This is a genomic window from Streptomyces sp. NPDC002785, from assembly GCF_040295565.1.
Classification (GTDB): Bacteria; Actinomycetota; Actinomycetes; order Streptomycetales; family Streptomycetaceae; genus Streptomyces.
Window position 1 is genome coordinate 1 of record NZ_JBEOVN010000162.1, and the last position, 17,564, is coordinate 17,564.

General features: G+C 70.0%; 13 protein-coding genes and 1 pseudogene. 5 read left to right on the forward strand and 9 right to left on the reverse strand.

Annotation, left to right across the window (positions count from 1 at the left end; all coding sequences use genetic code 11):
• Window positions 1–64: 64 nt before the first annotated feature.
• Window positions 65–1,339, reverse strand: a complete 1,275-nt coding sequence (locus ABTZ94_RS28535; protein ID WP_351204846.1) for an extracellular solute-binding protein — start codon at window positions 1,337–1,339, stop codon at window positions 65–67.
• Window positions 1,340–1,697: 358 nt separating this feature from the next.
• Here ABTZ94_RS28535 and ABTZ94_RS28540 point away from each other — a divergent pair, with 358 nt between their 5' ends.
• The 3 genes from ABTZ94_RS28540 (at window position 1,698) to ABTZ94_RS28550 (ending at window position 6,730) form a co-directional block, all read left to right on the forward strand.
• On the forward strand, window positions 1,698–2,765 hold the full coding sequence (locus ABTZ94_RS28540) for a LacI family DNA-binding transcriptional regulator (protein WP_351204848.1): 1,068 nt from the start codon (window positions 1,698–1,700) through the stop codon (window positions 2,763–2,765).
• An 87-nt stretch (window positions 2,766–2,852) separates the two neighbouring features.
• A complete protein-coding gene (locus tag ABTZ94_RS28545; RefSeq protein WP_351204850.1) occupies window positions 2,853–3,809 on the forward strand; it encodes a phosphatase PAP2 family protein in 957 nt (318 codons plus the stop codon).
• Window positions 3,810–4,162: 353 nt separating this feature from the next.
• Window positions 4,163–6,730, forward strand: a complete 2,568-nt coding sequence (locus ABTZ94_RS28550; protein WP_351204852.1) for an ATP-binding protein — start codon at window positions 4,163–4,165, stop codon at window positions 6,728–6,730.
• Window positions 6,731–6,762: 32 nt separating this feature from the next.
• Here the strand turns inward: ABTZ94_RS28550 and ABTZ94_RS28555 are convergent, their stop codons facing one another.
• From ABTZ94_RS28555 to ABTZ94_RS28585, 6 genes are all read right to left on the reverse strand, one after another.
• A complete protein-coding gene (locus tag ABTZ94_RS28555) occupies window positions 6,763–7,251 on the reverse strand; it encodes a S26 family signal peptidase (RefSeq protein ID WP_351204854.1) in 489 nt (162 codons plus the stop codon).
• Between the two features lie 23 nt (window positions 7,252–7,274).
• Window positions 7,275–9,173: an ABC transporter ATP-binding protein gene (locus ABTZ94_RS28560; RefSeq protein ID WP_351204856.1), complete on the reverse strand. Its 1,899-nt coding sequence runs from the start codon at window positions 9,171–9,173 to the stop codon at window positions 7,275–7,277.
• Window positions 9,170–9,727 (reverse strand): thioredoxin domain-containing protein, encoded by a 558-nt coding sequence (locus ABTZ94_RS28565; RefSeq protein WP_351204858.1) that lies wholly within the window; start codon window positions 9,725–9,727, stop codon window positions 9,170–9,172. The genes ABTZ94_RS28560 and ABTZ94_RS28565 overlap by 4 nt, the downstream gene beginning before the upstream one ends.
• Window positions 9,728–9,752: 25 nt before the next feature.
• Window positions 9,753–10,316, reverse strand: coding sequence for a MauE/DoxX family redox-associated membrane protein (locus tag ABTZ94_RS28570; RefSeq protein WP_351204860.1), 564 nt, complete (start codon window positions 10,314–10,316; stop codon window positions 9,753–9,755).
• 188 nt (window positions 10,317–10,504) lie between these two features.
• Window positions 10,505–10,696, reverse strand: coding sequence for a hypothetical protein (locus ABTZ94_RS28575; protein WP_351204861.1), 192 nt, complete (start codon window positions 10,694–10,696; stop codon window positions 10,505–10,507).
• Window positions 10,697–11,256: 560 nt separating this feature from the next.
• Window positions 11,257–14,247, reverse strand: a complete 2,991-nt coding sequence (locus tag ABTZ94_RS28585; RefSeq protein ID WP_351204863.1) for a bifunctional [glutamine synthetase] adenylyltransferase/[glutamine synthetase]-adenylyl-L-tyrosine phosphorylase — start codon at window positions 14,245–14,247, stop codon at window positions 11,257–11,259.
• Between the two features lie 76 nt (window positions 14,248–14,323).
• Between ABTZ94_RS28585 and ABTZ94_RS28590 the strand changes: the two genes are divergently transcribed.
• The gene (locus ABTZ94_RS28590; RefSeq protein ID WP_351204865.1) at window positions 14,324–14,470 is read left to right on the forward strand and encodes a hypothetical protein; all 147 of its coding nucleotides are present in this window, start codon (window positions 14,324–14,326) and stop codon (window positions 14,468–14,470) included.
• 118 nt (window positions 14,471–14,588) lie between these two features.
• On the opposite strand, the gene ABTZ94_RS28595 is transcribed toward ABTZ94_RS28590, so the two are convergent.
• Complete coding sequence (locus ABTZ94_RS28595) at window positions 14,589–15,404, reverse strand: putative protein N(5)-glutamine methyltransferase (protein ID WP_351204867.1); 816 nt, start codon at window positions 15,402–15,404, stop codon at window positions 14,589–14,591.
• A gap of 392 nt (window positions 15,405–15,796) precedes the next feature.
• Window positions 15,797–16,213: an IS200/IS605 family transposase gene (tnpA, locus tag ABTZ94_RS28600; RefSeq protein WP_351204869.1), complete on the reverse strand. Its 417-nt coding sequence runs from the start codon at window positions 16,211–16,213 to the stop codon at window positions 15,797–15,799.
• 25 nt (window positions 16,214–16,238) lie between these two features.
• Here tnpA and ABTZ94_RS28605 point away from each other — a divergent pair.
• Window positions 16,239–17,448, forward strand: a pseudogene (locus ABTZ94_RS28605) (RNA-guided endonuclease InsQ/TnpB family protein).
• Window positions 17,449–17,564: the final 116 nt, after the last annotated feature.

Below are 17,564 nucleotides of genomic sequence, written 5' to 3' on the forward strand. Positions count from 1 at the left end.
GTCGCCCGCGGCCTTCGCCACCGACTGGCTGGTGTGGACAGCCATCAGCCGGCCTGCCTTCCTGTTACTTCCAGCCCTTGAGGAGCTTGCGGTAGGAGTCGCCGGCCGTCTTGACGGCCTTCTCCGGCGTGGCCTGGCCGGTCAGGACCTTGGTGTACTCGGTGACGAGCGGCGCGAAGAGGCTGCCGGTCTCCGGGATCCAGGGGCGCTCGACGGCGGTGTCGACGACCGGCTTGAAGAAGCCGACGATCTCGTTGTCGACGACTTCCTGCTTGGCGTAGGCGGACGTGCGCGTCGGCAGGAGGCTCAGCTCCTTGGTGACCTCGGCCTGGGTGTCGGCGGACGTCATGTAGTCGACGAACGCGTAGGAGGCGTCGAGGTTCTTGGAGCCCGCGTAGACGGCCAGGTTGTGACCGCCCTGCGGGGCACCCTGGGCGGCGGAGCCGGCCGGGGCGGGGGCGATGCCCAGGTTGGCCTTGTCCTTGAACTCCTTGCCGGCGAAGGTGTCGGCGACGGCCCACGGGCCGTTGATCATCATGGCGACCTTGCCGTCCTTGAAGGACGTCTGCATGTTCTCCCAGCCGTCCGTGGCATCGGTCTTGGCGACACCGGAGTCGACGAGGTCCTTGACGACCTTCATCGCCTTGACGCCCTCGGGGTTGTCGATGGTGACGGACTTGGTGGAGGCGTCGACCATGTCGCCGCCCTCGCCGTAGAGGAAGGAGAGGAACCAGTACGCGTCGTCGCCGCGCAGGTACATGCCGGTCTTGCCGGTCTTGTCCTTGATCTTCTTGGAGACGGTCTTCAGCTCGGCGATGGTCCTGGGGACCTCGACACCGGCCTCCTTGAAGATCTTCTTGTTGTAGAAGATGCCCATGGAGTCGATGACCTGCGGCACCGCGTACGTCTTGCCGTTGTACTTGGTGGACGCGGCGGCCGGCTTCAGGAAGTCGTCCGGCCTCTGCAGCGCGGGGGTGCCGTCGAGCGGGGCGAGGTAGTCGAGGTCCGCGAACTCGGGGGTCCAGGCGACCTCGGAGCGGATGACGTCGGGGGCGTCGGAGCCGGACTGGGCCGCGTTCTTGAACTTGTTCTGAGCGTCGCCGAAGGGGACGTTGACGTACTTGACGTGGACCTTCGGGTGCTTCTTGGTGAAGCCCTCGGCGATCTTCTTGAAGACCTTGTCCTCGCTGCCCACGGTGGAGGTGTCCCACCACGTCACAGTGCCGGAGAGCTCGCCCGAGCTCTTGCTCGTGCCGTCGGACTTGCTGTCGCTGCCGCAGGCGGTCGCCGCGAGCGCCAGGGCCGCGACCAGGGCGGTGGCCGTTATGCCACGTCGCATCTGAACTCCTTCAACTGCCGTACCGCTCCGTCGCGGCGCCGGGTCGACGTGAACGTAACAAGGATGAAAGAACACCGAAAGAGTTTGCGGAATATTTCTGCAAGCCTCCGTGATCGTTACATTCGCGTGTCCTCACGGTGGCCGTCAAGCCTCTTGACGGGAGCGACCAATCCCTGACAGTGGCAGGTCACAGCGCACGATGCCGTAGTGCGACGATCTGACCGCAGGTCCGTAAACCGGGCTCGCAAGACCTTGCAAGAAGCTGCCGCGATGCCGTCCCCGGGCGCCTCGCAGGTGCGGTCGCCCGATTCCTGCGGATGGTGGGCAATCCGACATACGCCCGGTACAGTCCACTTCCATGACCGCACGGCTTGCCGATATCGCAACTCAGGCGGGGGTCAGCGAAGCGACGGTCAGCCGTGTACTGAACGGCAAGCCCGGTGTCGCAGCGGCCACCCGTGAATCCGTTCTCGCCGCGCTCGACGTTCTCGGCTACGAACGGCCCGTACGGCTGCGCAGGCGCAGCGCGGGCCTGGTCGGGCTGATCACGCCCGAGCTGGAGAACCCCATCTTTCCGGCACTGGCCCAGGTCATCGGCCAGGCGCTGACACGGCAGGGCTACACCCCGGTGCTGGCGACCCAGACCCCCGGCGGCTCCACCGAGGACGAGTTGACCGAGATGCTGGTCGACCGCGGCGTCTCGGGCATCATCTTCGTCTCCGGGCTGCACGCCGACACCTCGGCCGATATGCAGCGCTACGAGCAACTGCGTGCCAAGGGCGTCCCGTTCGTCCTGGTCAACGGCTTCTCGCCCAAGGTCCAGGCGCCGTTCATCTCGCCGGACGACCGGGCCGCGATGCGGCTCGCGGTGACACATCTCGTGGCGCTGGGCCATCAGCGGATCGGCCTGGCGGTAGGGCCCAAGCGGTTCGTGCCGGTCCTGCGCAAGATCGAGGGCTTCCGTTCCACCGTGAAGGAGCAGTTGAACCTCGCCCCGGACGAGGTGGAGGAGCTCATCCAGCACTCGCTGTTCACGCTGGAGGGCGGCCAGGCTGCCGCGTCGGCGCTGATGGAGCGGGGTTGCACGGCGGTCGTGTGCGCGAGCGACATGATGGCGCTCGGCGCGATCAGGGCCGCCCGCCGGCTGTCGATGGACGTGCCACGCGATCTGTCGGTGGTCGGTTTCGACGACTCGCCGCTCATAGCGTTCACCGATCCGCCGCTCACGACGATCCGTCAGCCGGTCACGGCAATGGGCCAGGCCGCCGTGCGCACCCTCCTCGAGGAGATCGGCGGCACACCCGCTCCGCACAGCGAGTTCGTCTTCATGCCCGAACTGGTCGTTCGCGGTTCAACGGCCGCAGGTCCCGGGCCCGCTCCGGCCTCGGCCGCCGGAGCCGTTCCAGGATCGCACGCCCGCTCCTAGCGCGCAGTCCCAGCAGTCGGATGTGCAGCCCCAACCCGATCGGAGGATGATCGGGCGGGGGGAACATTTCTGGCAGACTCTGTGCCTATGGGTGAATTGAGCGCAACGTCACAGGAAGGCCGGTCGGAGGCCACCCCGTCACCCATCGTGGACGAGGCAGCCCCCACGGCGAACGCCGGGCAGAACGCCGGGCGGCGCAACAGCGACCTGGCGAGACTGCGTTCCCTGCGATCCCCTCGCCGGCCGCGCGTCTGGTTCGAAATCCTGCTGATTGCAGCCAGTTACTGGGTGTACTCACTGGTGCGCAACGCCGTCCCCGAGCAGAAGGCCGAGGCCCTGCACAATGCCGACTGGATCTGGTCGGTCGAGACATACCTGGGCATCGCCGTGGAGCGAACCGTCAACCATGCGGTGAATTACGTGACATGGCTGATCGTGTCGATGAACTACTACTACGCGACATTGCACTTCATCGTCACCATCTGTGTGCTGGTATGGCTGTTCCACCGCCACCCCGGCCGTTACTCGGCCGCCCGTCTGGCCCTGTTCGCAACCACGGGCGTGGCCCTGCTCGGTTACTACCTGTATCCACTGGCGCCGCCACGCCTGATGAACGGCGGCCACTTCATCGACACCGTCCTGGTCCATCACACCTGGGGTTCGATGGCCTCGGGCAACTTCAAGAACATGTCGAACCAGTACGCGGCGATGCCCTCGATGCACATCGGCTGGTCGCTCTGGTGCGGCCTGACCATCTTCGCGCTGGCCTCCGCCCCCTGGGCGCGCATCCTGGGCCTGCTCTACCCGACGGTCACCCTGTTCGTGATCGTGGCGACGGCCAACCACTTCTGGCTGGACGCGCTGGGTGGCATGACGTGTCTGGCCTTCGGTTACGCGGTCTCGTACGCCTGGTACGGCTCGCTGCCGCACCACCTCACGAAGCAGGTGCCGCTGCCGCGGGGGAGGTCGCGGCCGGCCGGCCTGTCCACGGGCGCACCGATCCGCGCCGACCGCCCTGCGCCGGACGTGGCGGCGCGCCGCTGAGGGCTTCGTCCTCGATCGCCGGACGAGCTCGACCGGGCCGGCCGGAACCGCTTTCACGGTTCAAGAAGCAACGCGGAAGAACTCCGACGGCAGTTCGGTGAAAGCGCGGGCCCCTCAGGGAAAATGTGCTCCAGGAACGGCCGATACCGCGCCGTAAACGCATCGCCTCTGTCGCGTTCACGCACCTCGCGAACCCGCCGCACAGAGCGCCCACCGGGCAATCCGCCGCGCATTCCACGCGCCCGGAGTCGCGGCACGAGTGGCGTGCGGGACGCGGGTCTGGCCGATATCAGAGGCTGGTCGGGCGTTCACCGGAATGGGTAGCATGCCCCTTTGTGACTATGCCGTTACCCATGCCCAGTAACGCCCGGACTGCCGCCGAGTTCGTCGCCCTGCTGCGTACCGCGAAAAACCGGTCCGGCCTCTCTTATCGGGCGTTGGAGCGCAAGGCTCGAAAGGTCGGCGACCACTTGCCGGTGAGCACCCTGGCGAGCGCGCTCGGCCGGGGATCGCTACCGAAAGAGGACGTGGTGGCGGCACTGGTCCGGGCGTGCGGCGGTAACCCGGCGACGGTGAAGGAATGGGTCGAGGTGCGTGCGGCGCTGGCCCAGCGGGAGAGCTCCGCACGAGCAAAGGACGTGCCCTGGTCGTCCCAGGCGCTGCCGGGCCTCGCCGCCGGGCACGGTGACGAGGATGAGGGCGAGGAGCCCGGCCGGCAGCTCGTGCCCTGCCTGCTCCCGGCGGACCAGTCCCTGTTCGTGGGTCGGCAGGACGAGTTGAGCACGGCATGCCGGGTGCTGGACCGGGAGGGACCGGGGCCGGTGATCCTTTTGGCCACCGGCCCTGCCGGTGTCGGCAAGACGGCCTTCGCCGTACGCGCGGGGCACCTGCTGGCCTCACGCTTCCCGGACGGCCAGCTGTACGTGGACCTGCGGGGGTTCGATGACGAACCGGCCGAGCCGTTCACGGTCCTGGGGGCGTTCCTCCGCGCGCTCGGCGTACGCGGAGGCGCCGTGCCCCCCGAAATGACCAGCCGCATCCATCTCTACCGCACCCTGCTGGCCCAGCGACAGACGCTGATCGTCCTGGACAACGCGGCCGATGCCCGGCAGGTGAGCGACCTCCTTCCCAACGGCACACGCTGCGCCGCCGTCGTCACCAGCCGGACCACGCTGGCCGACATGAGCGGGCACCGGCTTCCCCTCTGCGTACTCGACTCCGCGACAGGGCTGGCCCTGCTGCGCGAGATGCTGGGCCCCGACCGGACCGCCGCGGAGTCCGACTCGGCGCGCTCCATCGTCGAAACCTGCGGCGGGCTTCCCCTCGCGGTATGGGTCGCCGGGGCCCGCCTGGCCGCGCGGCCGCACTGGCCGCTGAACAAGGTCGCCCGGGCGCTCGCCGACGAGCAGCGCAAGCTCGACGAGCTGGCCGTCGGGCACATCGCCGTAAGGGCGAGCCTCGAGCTGACCTACCGGGGAATGGCCCCGACGACACAGCACGCGCTGCGCCTGCTCTCGCTGCTGCCCATGGCCGACTTCGGTGCCTGGGCCCTGGCCGCCCTGCTGGGCGTGGGCCTGTCCGAGGCGGAGAACGTGCTCGATGACCTGGTGGAGGTACATCTCGTCGGGGTCCGGGTCGTCGGCGCGACCGGGTTCCGCTATCAACTGCACGACCTGGTGCGGGTGCTCGGCCGCGAGCGGGCCCGGAGCGAGGTCGGACGGCAGGAGCGCGCCGCGGCCCTCACCCGGCTCCTAGGCACGAGCCTCCACCTCGCCGACCTCGCCGCAGACACGATCAGCGTCGACTTCCAGGGCGTCTCCCAGACCGATCTGGTCTCCTGGCGGCTCTCCCCCACGGACACGGACCAGCTCCTCGTCACTTCCCTGGCCTGGTTCACCGAGGAGCGCCAGTTCCTCATCAGTGTGGCCGACCAGGCGCTGGACAGAGCGGACACCGCACCGGCGGCCGGGCTGGCCACAGCGTTGACGACACTCTTCCAGGTCGGCAGTCACTTCGACGACTGGGAGCGGCTGCAGGAACGGGCGTTGAAAGCGGCGCTGCACGTCGGCGACAAGCGCAGCGCCTCTCAGCTCCACCGCTGCCTCGGCGAACTCACCACCATCCTCGACCGCTATCCGGAGGCGCTGGCCCACTTCGAGCAGGCCCTGCTTCTGGCCGAGGGGCTGGGGCCGTCGTACCGGGCCAGTGCCACGGCCGGGCTCGCGTACGTGCACCGGCTCCTCGGCCAGTACGCTGCGGCCGTACTGCGGTTCGAAGAGGCCGCCGAGCTGGCCCGGGCAGCCGACAACGTCAACTGTCTCGTGTACGTGACCAACGGCATCGGCGTCATCGACCTCGAGCATGGCCGCGTCGAGGCGGCCGTGGAGCACTTCACGGAGTGTCTGCGGGTGAGCCGGAGCGAGGGCTATCGGCCCGGCGAGGCACAGGCCCTGCGGTGTCTGGGGCAGAGCCATCGCGCCCTCGGCGCCTACGCCCCTGCCGCCGACTCCTTCCGGCTGGCCGCCGCGATCAGTGAGGACCTCGGCGACCGGCTCGGCGCCACCCACGCGACCTGCTGGCTCGGGGACGTCCTGGTGCGCCGGGGAGCCGCTCGCGAGGGCCGCCGGCTGCTGGCCCGGAGCCTGTGGACGTATCGCGAATTCGGCAACCTGTGGGGTGAGGCGGCCACGCTGTACGCGCTGGCGGAGGCGCAGCTGTCGGCCGGCCGTCCGGAGCAGGCACGTCGACGTGCCGAGGCCGCCGTCGGGCTGTGGCGGCACATCGGTGCCCGGGCGTGGCTGGCCACCGGCCTCGAAACCCTGGCGAAGGCCCATGCATTGGCCGGTGACCATGTGGCCGCGGCTCAGGCTCGCGACGCGGCGACGGCGGCGCGGACGGCCCAGGGCGGCTCCGGCCCATGATCCGTCCCCGAGCGGCGGGGCGGCCGTCGGCCTCACCTCGCACCGTGGTCCGCGATCCGTAGGGTGGCGCCGCGGCGGATCCGGCAGAGGACCACCGCGGTGAGCAGGTCGACCGGCACCGGCCCGGTATGGCGGGAGTCGTAACTGGCCTCGTGGTTGTCGCCCAGAACGAACACATGCCGGGCCGGGACGACGTCCGTTGAGGAGGGCGGCCCCGGCATCCGGTCTCCGGGAAGGGCGGCAACGCGTTTGATCATGGAGGTGGGCAGGGGTTCTCCGGGGGTGATGTCCTCCTCGTCCGCGCCGGCCGGGTCGGCCGCCGCTCGCATCCGGATCGCGACGACCGCTCCCCGGCGCACCAGGCGTGCCGGCACCCTGAGCGCCAGGAGCCGGTCCCCGTCCCGGTAGGTGGGGAGCATGCTGGAGCCGCTGACGTCGAGCAGGGTGCAGCGACGGCGGAGCAGGAACGCCGCCGCCGGGACCAGGGCCGCGAGCGCGGTGACGGTCACCGCCGCGCACACGGAGCGCCCCTTCACCGACCGCCTCACGAGCCCGGGCCGGGCAGGGAAAGGGGGTGTGTCACGTCCGCCTCCTCACGTGCGGTGTCGTCCGTCCGCTCGCGGTAGCCACTGGACTGGAGCGTGAACAGCCGGTGATAGGTGCCGCCGCGGCCCAGGAGGTGCGCGTGGTCACCGAGTTCGGTGATCCTCCCGTCTTCCAGGACCGCGATGGTGTCGGCGTCCTTGACCGCGCCGAGCCGATGGGAGATCAGTACGCTGGTGTGTCCGGCCCGGCGGGCCCGCAGCCGGGTGTGGATCTCGTGCTCGGCGGCCGGGTCCAGGCCGGAACTGGGTTCATCGAGGATCAGCAGGTCCGCGTTCGCGCGCAGGAACGACCGTGCGAGGCCCATCCGTTGCCACTGCCCCCCGGACAGCTGCACGCCGGATGTGTTGTCGTCCTCGGCCCAGAACGTGCGGCTGAGAAGGGTGGAGTATTCGTGCGGCAGCCGTGCGATGTCCTCGTGCAGGCCCGCCAGCCGTGCCGCCTTCTCGCACTGGCCGGGTGCGTCGAGGGCGCTCAGGTCGCCGATGCCGATGTTCTCCCGGACGGTGAGTTCGTAACGCATCGGATCCTGGAAGGTGGCCGCGATGCGTCGCCGGAGCTCCGTCGGATCCATGTCGCGAAGGTCGGTGCCGTCCCAGAGGATTCGGCCGCGGGTGGGGTCGTAGAACCGGCACACCAGCTTCACCAGCGTCGACTTCCCCGAGCCGTTGACCCCCACGAGCGCCAGGGCCTTCCCGGCCTCGATCCGCAGGTCGACGCCTCGCAGCACCCAGGGCATCCCCTCCTCGTAGCGAAACCACACATCCCGCAGTTCGATGACGTCACGCAGGGGCGGGACCGGGGTGGGGCGACGGGGGGTGGGGAGGTCGGGGCCGAGCCCCACCACGGTGACGTAGTGATCGAACATCATCAGGGAGTGGTGTACCTGCCCGGTCTCACTGGCCAGTCCGCCGATGCCGCTCTGGACGGCGGGGATGGCGGCCAGCAGCAGGGAGACGTCGCCAACCGTCATGGTTCCTCGTGCGGCGGACTCGACCGCCCACAGCAGCGCGGCCCCCGCCAGGACGGAGGCGGCGACCTGCAAGGACGACTGCACGCGCAGCTCTCTGCGGTCCATCAGCTCCCGGAGAGCGTCGGCCTTGCGGCGCTCGGCCAGCAAACGCTCCCGCAGGAAGCGCCCCGCGGCGTAGAGCCGGATCTCCTTCGCGGCCTCCACGCTCGACAACAGCGCTGCGTAGAAGAGCTCCCGGCGCTCGGTGGGACTGATCTCCCAGAAGGTGGCGGCACGCCGGCGGCTGAGCATGACCTCCGCCCAGAGCACGGGGGCGCCGGACAGCGACACGACGACGGCGATCAGCGGATGCAGGACCGCGAGGGAACCGATGAAACCGACGAGGAGGACGGAGCTGCGGACGATGCCCGCCACCCCCTGGACCACCTGGAAGGGGGCGAGCCCACCGGCGTGCTGCGCCAGCCTGAGCTGGTCCAGGAACTCCGGGTTCTCGAAGCGGCGCAGTCCCACGAAGCCGTCGACGGAGGCATGCAGTCGTTCCTGGACGAGAAGGCTGGTCGCGCGCGTCATCCTGGCCTGGAGGTAGCCGGTGAGCTGGGGGGCACAGGCCAGCACCACGCCGACGACGGCCAGTGAGAAGGCAGGGGCGAAAGCCTCTCGTACGCCGGTGCCTGCCGCGAGCCCGTCCAGGATGTCCTTGACCAGCCAGGTGACCACCACAGGTGCTGCGGCGGCGACCAGGGTCACTGCCAGATATCCGGTCATCATGACGGGAGTGGCACGGACGGCAAGACCGAGGGCCTGAATCACGGCGCGGTGGAGCGGCGCCGTACGGGGCGGTGCGGCGGTCCCCGGGGCGGGGCTCATGCCCGCCCGGCCGGTACGGCGGTGAGGACCGAGTCCCCGACGGCGGCCACCGTGGGCGGTTCCCCGTCCGGAGCCGAGACGGCGAACTGGGAGGGGAAGCCGCTGACTCCGAACGCGGTCGTGCAGGGGCCGTCGGATTCCTCCCGTACAACCCGTGCCACGGACGCGAGTTGCTCGGTCATCTCCCGGGCCTCTTCCTCGTGCTGCTGCTCGCCGCTGCCCGACACCACGACGGCGATCACCTGGCGGCGGCCTTGGAGTGCGGTGGCCTTCTCGACGAAGCGGGGCAGCTTGTCCCGGCACGGTTGGCAGCCCGGCGTGAAGAACGACACCACGGCGCCGTCGGCGAGATCGCGTTCCGTGAGCCGCACGCCCTCGGAGCACCGGGTGCTGAAGGGTTCCACGACGGCGCCTACGGAGATGCCGCCCTCTTCGGTGAGGACCGGGGCGGCGGAGGACCGGTCCCGTAGACGGCGGAGGACCGCGAGCGTCAGCATCAGGTCCAGTGCGCAGAGCGCGGCGACAACCACGAGGGCTATGGCCAGGTAGAGCATGGTCGGCCTCTTCTCGGTAGAGGGATCAGATGCTCGTACGGGTCGGGGCGGTGGGGACGGGCCGCAGCAGCGCCACCAGTTCGTCTCCGACCACCAGCACGAGAGCGGCCGTCGCCCCGCACAGCCAGGCGGCGAACCGGGCCTGCCAGGAGAGGTGTCCGCTCTCCGCCACTCCGGGGACGGCCACCACCGCGACCACGAGGAGCACGGCGTTGCGTACGAGTTGGGGCGGGCCGACGGGGCCGGCCGAGGTGCCGAAGCACCGGCAGGGCACGCGTGTTCCGGCGCGCAGGGCGCGGGCGACGGCGTAGGTGAACGAGGCCAGCAGGCCGATCGCCGTCAGGAGACCGATCAACGTTGCCGGCCGGTCGCCGTGCGGCCACGGAACGGCCAGGAGCAGCACGGTCGTCGCTTCCGCGAAGACGACTCCCGCCGCGAGGACACCCGCCCGCGCGGCGGGTACTCGGCCCAGTTTCGCCACGGCGTGCTTGAACGCGAGGAACGACGCCGCGTTCCTGACCTTGCCGGGGACAGCCGCTGCGAAGACGAGGACGAGCGAGGCCTGGCTCAACGCCGAGACGAATTCCACTGGGTCTCCCTGGGAGAGATCCGTGGCCCGGCCCTGGCGCGGGCCGGGCCACGAGACGTGTGTCGCACGGTGCCCGAGGTGGAGCGGTCCCCTCGGCGGTGGCGGCAGGTGACGGCGCCAGGAGGCCGAGGGGAGGGCGACTGCCCTGTGCCTCCGCAGGGGTTCACGGAGTCGGGGCAGGCTCCGGCTTACGAGCAGCCGCAGTGCGCGAACTCGCGCCTGTTGAAGTCACAGGACCAGACGCGCTGCGTGTAATTGCTGTAGTTGGCGCACGTGCCGTTGATGCACCGGTAAATCCAGTAGCCGGTGCACGCGCTCACCGTCTCCTGCGGCACCAGTCGTTCCAGCATGCGGTCGGCCAACCCACGTACGGTCTTCATGGTGTGATGTCCCTTCCGTCGGGTCTTCTCTGGCGATTGCTCCGGGGCGCCGGACCGCACGTGTCGGTCCTCCCAGCGGTGCGGGAGGCGCCCCACCGGTCGGCCGGCCAGGTGTCCTGGTCGGCCGGGGCAGCACAGAGTCTTCGCCGGGCTGCGGTCGGTGACAATGGCCAGAGGTGTTCGGGACTGTTCGGGACACCGCGCGAAAGGGGTGTCACGGCGCCTGGATCGCGTGCAGCGGTGTCTCGGTCCGGCGTCCGCCGGGACTCTCCGGTACGCGGTGGCTGTTCGCGCCGCTGACCAGGGCGGAGTGTCCCCGCCTCGCGCAGGCCCTGGCCGCGGTGGGCATGGGCCGGGCGGACGCGGCGTTCGAGCTGGCGCTGGGCGCGTTCATCGGGCACTGCCGCGCGCTGCTGGATGCGGAGGACGCATCGAGCCCGTCCGGCGCCTCAGGACATCTCTTCAGCCCGTCCGGCGCCTCAGGACATCTCTTCAGCCCGTCCGGCGAGTTGACGACCGGAGCCCCGGGAAGGGCCCTGCGCCCCAGCGGGCGCACCCCCTCACGCCCCGTAGAACCGCTCCTCCACCACCGCCCGCGCCCGCCGCGTAATCCGCCGGTAGTCGTCCAGCATGTCCCCGACATGCCCCGGCTCGTACCCCAAGTACCGTCCCACCGCGGTGAGTTCACGCGGCCCGGACGGAAACGTGTCGCCCGGCCGCCCCCGTACCAGCATCACCGCATTGCGGACCCGTGTCGCCAGCACCCAGGCCTCGTCCAGCGTCTGCGCGTCCTCGCCGGAGATCAGCTCCGCCGCGCACGCCGCGGCCAGCGCCTCGCGGGTACGGGTCGTCCGCAGCCCAGGTTCCACCCAGCCGTGCTGCATCTGCATCAGCTGGACCGTCCACTCGACATCGCTCAGCCCGCCGCGCCCCAGCTTGGTGTGGAGCGTCGGGTCCGCGCCGCGCGGCAGCCGTTCGGACTCCATCCGGGCCTTCAGACGCCGGATCTCGCGGACCGCGTCCTCCCCGAGGCCCTCCATCGGGAAGCGCAGCGGATCGATCAACTCGATGAAGTCACGGCCGAGTTCCTCGTCACCGGCCATCGGCTCGGCGCGCAGCAGCGCCTGACTCTCCCAGACCAGCGACCACCGCCGGTAGTAGGCCTCGTACGATCGCAGCGTACGCACCAGCGGCCCGCTCTTGCCCTCCGGCCGCAGATCCGCATCGATGATCAACGGCGGGTCGGCGGTGGGAAGTTGCAGCAGTCTCCGCACTTCGGAGACCACCTGGTTCGCGGCCCGGCCGGCCTCCTGCTCGTCGACGCCCTCGCGCGGTGAGTGGACGAACAGCACATCGGCGTCGGAGCCGTATCCGAGCTCATGTCCGCCGAAACGGCCCATGCCGATGACCGCGAACCGGGTGGGGAGGGTGTCCCCCCACTGTTCGCGTACGGCGGCGCGCAGGGCGCCCGCGATCGTGACGGCGTTCAGATCGGTGACGGCGTTGCCGACCCGGTCGACGAGGGCCCCGGGGTCCTCCTCGGCGGGTCGCTCCTCCGTACCGTACGAGCCGATGAGGTCCGCTGCCGTGGTCCGGAACAGCTCGCGCCGCCGCACCCCACGCACCGCGGCGACGGCGGATTCGGCACCCTCCGCGCGCCCCACCGCGGCCAGTACCTCCTGCTCCAGGTGCTCCCGGCTGCGCGGCTTGAGCCCCTGCGGATCGCCGAGGATTGCCACCGCCTCGGGCGCACGGAGCAGCAGGTCCGGGGCGAGCCGGCCGGCCGAGAGCACCCTGGCGAGGTTCTCCGCGGCCGCACCCTCGTCCCGCAGCAGCCGCAGGTACCAGGGGGTCTTGCCGAGTGCGTCGGACACCTTGCGGAAACCGAGCAGCCCGGCGTCCGGATCGGCGGAGTCCGCGAACCAGCCGAGCAGCACCGGAAGCAGGGTGCGCTGGATGGCGGCCTTGCGGGACACCCCGGACGACAGCGCCTCCAGGTGCCGGAGCGCGGCGACCGGGTCGGCGTATCCGAGGGCTTCGAGCCGGTGTTCGGCCGCCTTCGCGCTGAGCCGGGACTCGCCGGGCGCGAGCTGGGCGACGGCGTCGAGCAGTGGCCGGTAGAACAGCTTCTCGTGCAGCCGCCGCACCACGGTGGCGTGCCGCTTCCACGCCTGGTTGAGTTCGGTGATCGGGTCCGTACGCATCCCGAGGGAGCGCCCGAGCCGCCGCAGATCCGGCTCGTCCTCGGGGACAAGGTGGGTGCGGCGCAGCCGGTAGAGCTGGATGCGGTGCTCCATGGCGCGCAGGAAGCGATACGCGTCGTCCAGCTGCGCGGCGTCCACCCGCCCGACATAGCCGCCCGCGGCGAGTGCGCGCAGGGCGATCAGGGTGGTGCCGCTGCGCAGGGTGGCGTCGCTGCGGCCGTGCACCAGCTGGAGCAGCTGTACGGCGAATTCGACGTCCCGCAGCCCGCCGGGACCGAGCTTGATCTCACGGTCTATGCGGTCGGCGGGGATGTTGTCGACGACTCGGCGGCGCATCTTCTGTACGTCGGCGACGAAGTTCTCGCGCTCCGCGGCCTGCCATACGAGCGGCGAGACGGCCTCGACGTACTCCGCGCCCAGTTCGGGGTCGCCGGCCACCGGCCGGGCCTTGAGGAGCGCCTGGAACTCCCAGGTCTTGGCCCAGCGCTGGTAGTAAGCGAGGTGCGAGGACAGCGTCCGCACGAGGGGCCCGTTGCGGCCCTCGGGGCGGAGGTTGGCGTCGACGGGCCAGATGGTGCCCTCGACCGTCGTGTCGGAGCAGATCCGCATCATGTGCGCGGCCAGTCGGGTGGCGGCCTGGACGGCCGCGCTCTCCTCGTAGCCTTCGACCGGTTCCGCGACGAAGATGACGTCGACGTCGGAGACATAGTTCAGCTCATGCCCACCGCACTTGCCCATCGCGATGACGGCGAGCCGGCACTGGGCGGCGTCGGAGGGTGCGGCCGTACGGGCGATGGCGAGCGCCGCCCGCAGGGTCGCCGTGGCCAGATCGGCCAGTTCGGCGGCGGCCTCGGCGACGTCCGTCGTGCCGCACACATCGCGGGCCGCTATGGCCAGCAGGCAGCGACGGTAGGCGACGCGCAGCGAGTCGGGGTCGTCGGCCCCGGCGAGCCCCTGCTCGAATTCGGCCACCCCGGGGTGCAGATCGGTTGCCTCGTAGGTGACGAGCGCATGCCAGTCGCGGGGGTGGCGGGCGAGGTGGTCCCCGAGTGCCTCGGACGCCCCGAGCACCCCGAGCAGCCGGTCCCGCAGCGGTTTGGCGGTGACGAGGGTGTCCAGGAGGATCTGCCGCTCGTCCGGCTCCTCGGCCTCCACCAGCCGGACGACGCCACGCAGTGCCAGATCGGGGTCGGCGGTGGCTCCGAGGGCGTCGAGAAGCACCGGATCGGAGCGTACGGACGACAGCTCGGGCAGGTCGAGGAGCCGCTCGGCGGCGGAGGGGTCGGTGAAACCGTGCCGCAGCAGTCGGGTGAATGTACTGCTTCTACGCCCCGGCACCGTCGTCATTCCGTGCTCTCCTGCTCGCCGCCCACACACATTCCAGCGTTCCGAGCCTAGCCCCGCACCGATGAATTCGTAGCGCGTGCGCCGGGAGGGGATCGACGTGGTGGCCGGGGGCCGGGCGGAGGAACAGGGCCTGAAGGACGACGCGCTGGACGGCGCGCCGCCCCGCATGGGGGTGGACCTGGACGCCGGTACGGGGGTGGTCCGGCGGAAACCGGAGCCCTGAGCACGGACCGGGCCCGGTGGCCGGGTCCGGTCTCGGTCACCGGTCCGCGCTCGGTCATCGGCCCGTTCTCAGAGCCTGTCGGATGCCCTCTGACCCGCGCTCGGCCGCCGGTCCGGAATCAGTCGCCGGACGGGGCCGGGCGGCCGGGACCGGGCCGGGTCGCGATGACGACGGTCGCGTACAGCTCGTCGGAGGTGACCACGCGCGGGATCAGGCCGCTGCGGGCGACGGTCTCTTCGGCCCGTGCCGCCTGCCGTTCGCTCGTCTCGACCAGCAGATGCCCACCCGGTGCCAGCCATCGCGGAGCCTCGGCGGTGACCCTCCGCAGGACGTCGAGGCCGTCCCTGCCCCCGTCGAGTGCGACCCGTGGCTCATGGATACGGGCCTCCGGGGGAAGCAGTTCGACGTCCTGCGTCGGTACGTACGGCACATTGGCGAGCAGAATCTCCACCCGGCCGCGCAACGAGCCGGGGAGCGGCTCGAAGAGGTCGCCCTCGTACACCCGGCCCGCGTCGCCGACGTTGCGGCGGGCGCACCGTACAGCTGTGGGTTCGACGTCGGCGGCGTGCAGTTCGATCCGGTCCAGCGTTGCGGCGAGCGCGGTGCCGAGGGCTCCCGAACCGCAGCAGAGGTCGACGGCGACCGCCCCTGGCCCGGCGAGGGCGGCGGCCTGCCGGACCAGGAACTCGGTGCGGCGGCGGGGTACGAAGACGCCGGGGTCCACGGCGATCCGAAGACCGCTGAACTCGGCCCACCCGAGGACGTGTTCGAGGGGCAGACCGGCGGCCCGCCGTTCGACCATGGCCGCGAGTTCGGCGTGGTCGGCGGCCGTGGAGACGATCAACTCCGCCTCGTCCTCGGCGAATACGCAGCCGGCGGCGCGGAGTGTGGTGACGATGGAGGAAACGGCGAGCGGTGAAGCGGAAACCGACATGAAGCGGAGCCTTTCGGGAAAGCCGATGGGCGCTCCGCAGCCGATTATGTCGGGTCGACCACGCGATCGTGAGGGATGAGCACCCAGCCTGATACAGCGGTAATGGGTCTCACCTCCTTGGTCGGTCCCCGTGTTGGGAGGCGTCACACTACCTCATACCGACCGGCACATGGGGGGCGGCGTCGCGCCTCAGGTGATGTGTCCGGCCGGGAAGGCATGGCTGTGCCCCACGCCGCCGGGGTTTCCGGGGCGTGGGGGCACACGTACGAACGCGGGGCCTGCTACCGGGCCTATTCGCAGTGCACTGCCCTTCAGGGCAGTGGTGAGCGAATCTGAGAAGTGCTCTGACCTCAGCTGTGGGCACGGATCCGCGCTGTTGGCCTCGGTCCAGGTCAGTGCGGCCGGTTTTGTTGCTCGATGTACTGCTTCACGATGCTGAGCGGCGCGCCGCCGACGGACCCGGCGAAGTACGAGCCGGACCACAGGCGCTGTGCCCGCCAGTAGTGGCGGACGAGATCGGGGAACTCCCGGCGGAGCCTGCGCGAGGACACGCCCTTGAGCGAGTTCACCAGTTTCGAGACGGCGACCTTGGGCGGGAAGTTCACGAGCAGGTGGACGTGGTTGGCCTCTCCGTTGAACTCCACCAACTCGGCCTCGAAGTCCTCGCACACGGCCCGCATGATCTCCTCGCACCGCGTCAGGTGCCGATTGTTGAACACGGGATGCCGATACTTCGTCACGAAAACCAAGTGGACATGCATACGGAAAATGCAGTGACGACCTTTGCGAACATTCTCATCGATACCCATAAACCAATTGTGTATCGTGATCGGCGTGCAGCTTCGGTACAGCTTTCCGCCTGTACCCGAGCGCTGGTCAGCGCACAGCGTTGGCAGGGGCGTTCGGGTGTGCGCGGGTGGTCTACAACGACGCGCTTCGCGCTCGGGAGACCGCCCGCAGCGAGGGGCTGCCATTCCCGAAAGCCGGCGACCTGTCCAAGCAGCTCATTACCAAGGCGAAGCAGACCCCGCAGCGGGCCTGGCTCGGCGAGGTGTCTGCCGTCGTCCTCCAGCAGTCCCTACGGGATCTGGACACCGCCTACAAGAAGTTCTTCGACGGCCTGAAGGGCAAGCGCCCCCGCATGGGCGCACCCCAGTACAAGTCGCGGAAGGACACCCGGCAGGCCGTCCGGTTCACCGCGAACGCCCGCTGGTCCATCACCCCGGGCAGGAAGCTGCGCCTGCCGAAGATCGGCGACCTCAAGGTGAAGTGGTCCCGGACGCTGCCATCGACGCCGTCCACGGTAACGGTCATCAAGGACAGCGCGGGCCGGTACTTCGCGAGCTTCGTCGTGGAGACCGGCCCGACCGAGGTGCTGCCAAAGGCCACACCCGAGGTGGGCATCGATCTCGGCCTCGGGCACTTCGCGGTCCTGTCGAACGGCACGAAGATCGACTCTCCGCGCTTCCTGCGCCGTGCGGAGAAGCGACTGAAGAAGGCGCAGCGCGCCCTCTCCCGCAAGGAGAAGGGATCGAAGAACAGGGACAAGGCCCGGCAGAAGGTCGCCCGCGCACACGCCCGGGTGGCCGACGCGCGCCGCGAATTCCATCACCAGCTCTCCACGAGGCTGATTCGCGAGAACCAAGCGGTCGCCGTGGAGGACCTGGCGGTGAAGGGACTCGCCCGCACGCGTCTGGCCAAGTCCGTCCACGATGCCGGATGGTCGGCGTTCGTGACCATGCTGGAGTACAAAGCCGCCCGGTACGGGCGCACCTTCATCCGGATCGGGCGGTTCGAGCCGACCTCGCAGGTGTGCTCGGCATGCGGCGCCAAGGACGGCCCCAAGCCCCTGCACGTCCGTGTGTGGTCATGTGGGGCGTGCGGGGCGGTCTTGGACCGGGACATCAACGCGGCGGTCAACGTCGCCAAGGCGGCCGGACTGGCCGTGTCAGCCCGTGGAGCGCAGGTAAGACCGGGACTCGTCCCGGCACCGCGCAGCGAAGCGGGAACCCACCCGAAACCGCAGCCCTCGACGGCACGGTAGGCGGGAATCGCCGTCCTTCAGGACTCCGTTGGGAAATCCGCAAAGCGGCGGTCTGTAGTGGTCGGGATGGCATGATCGTCTTGTCTGTGGGCGGGAGGGGTCGGGGTGTCGTTGGA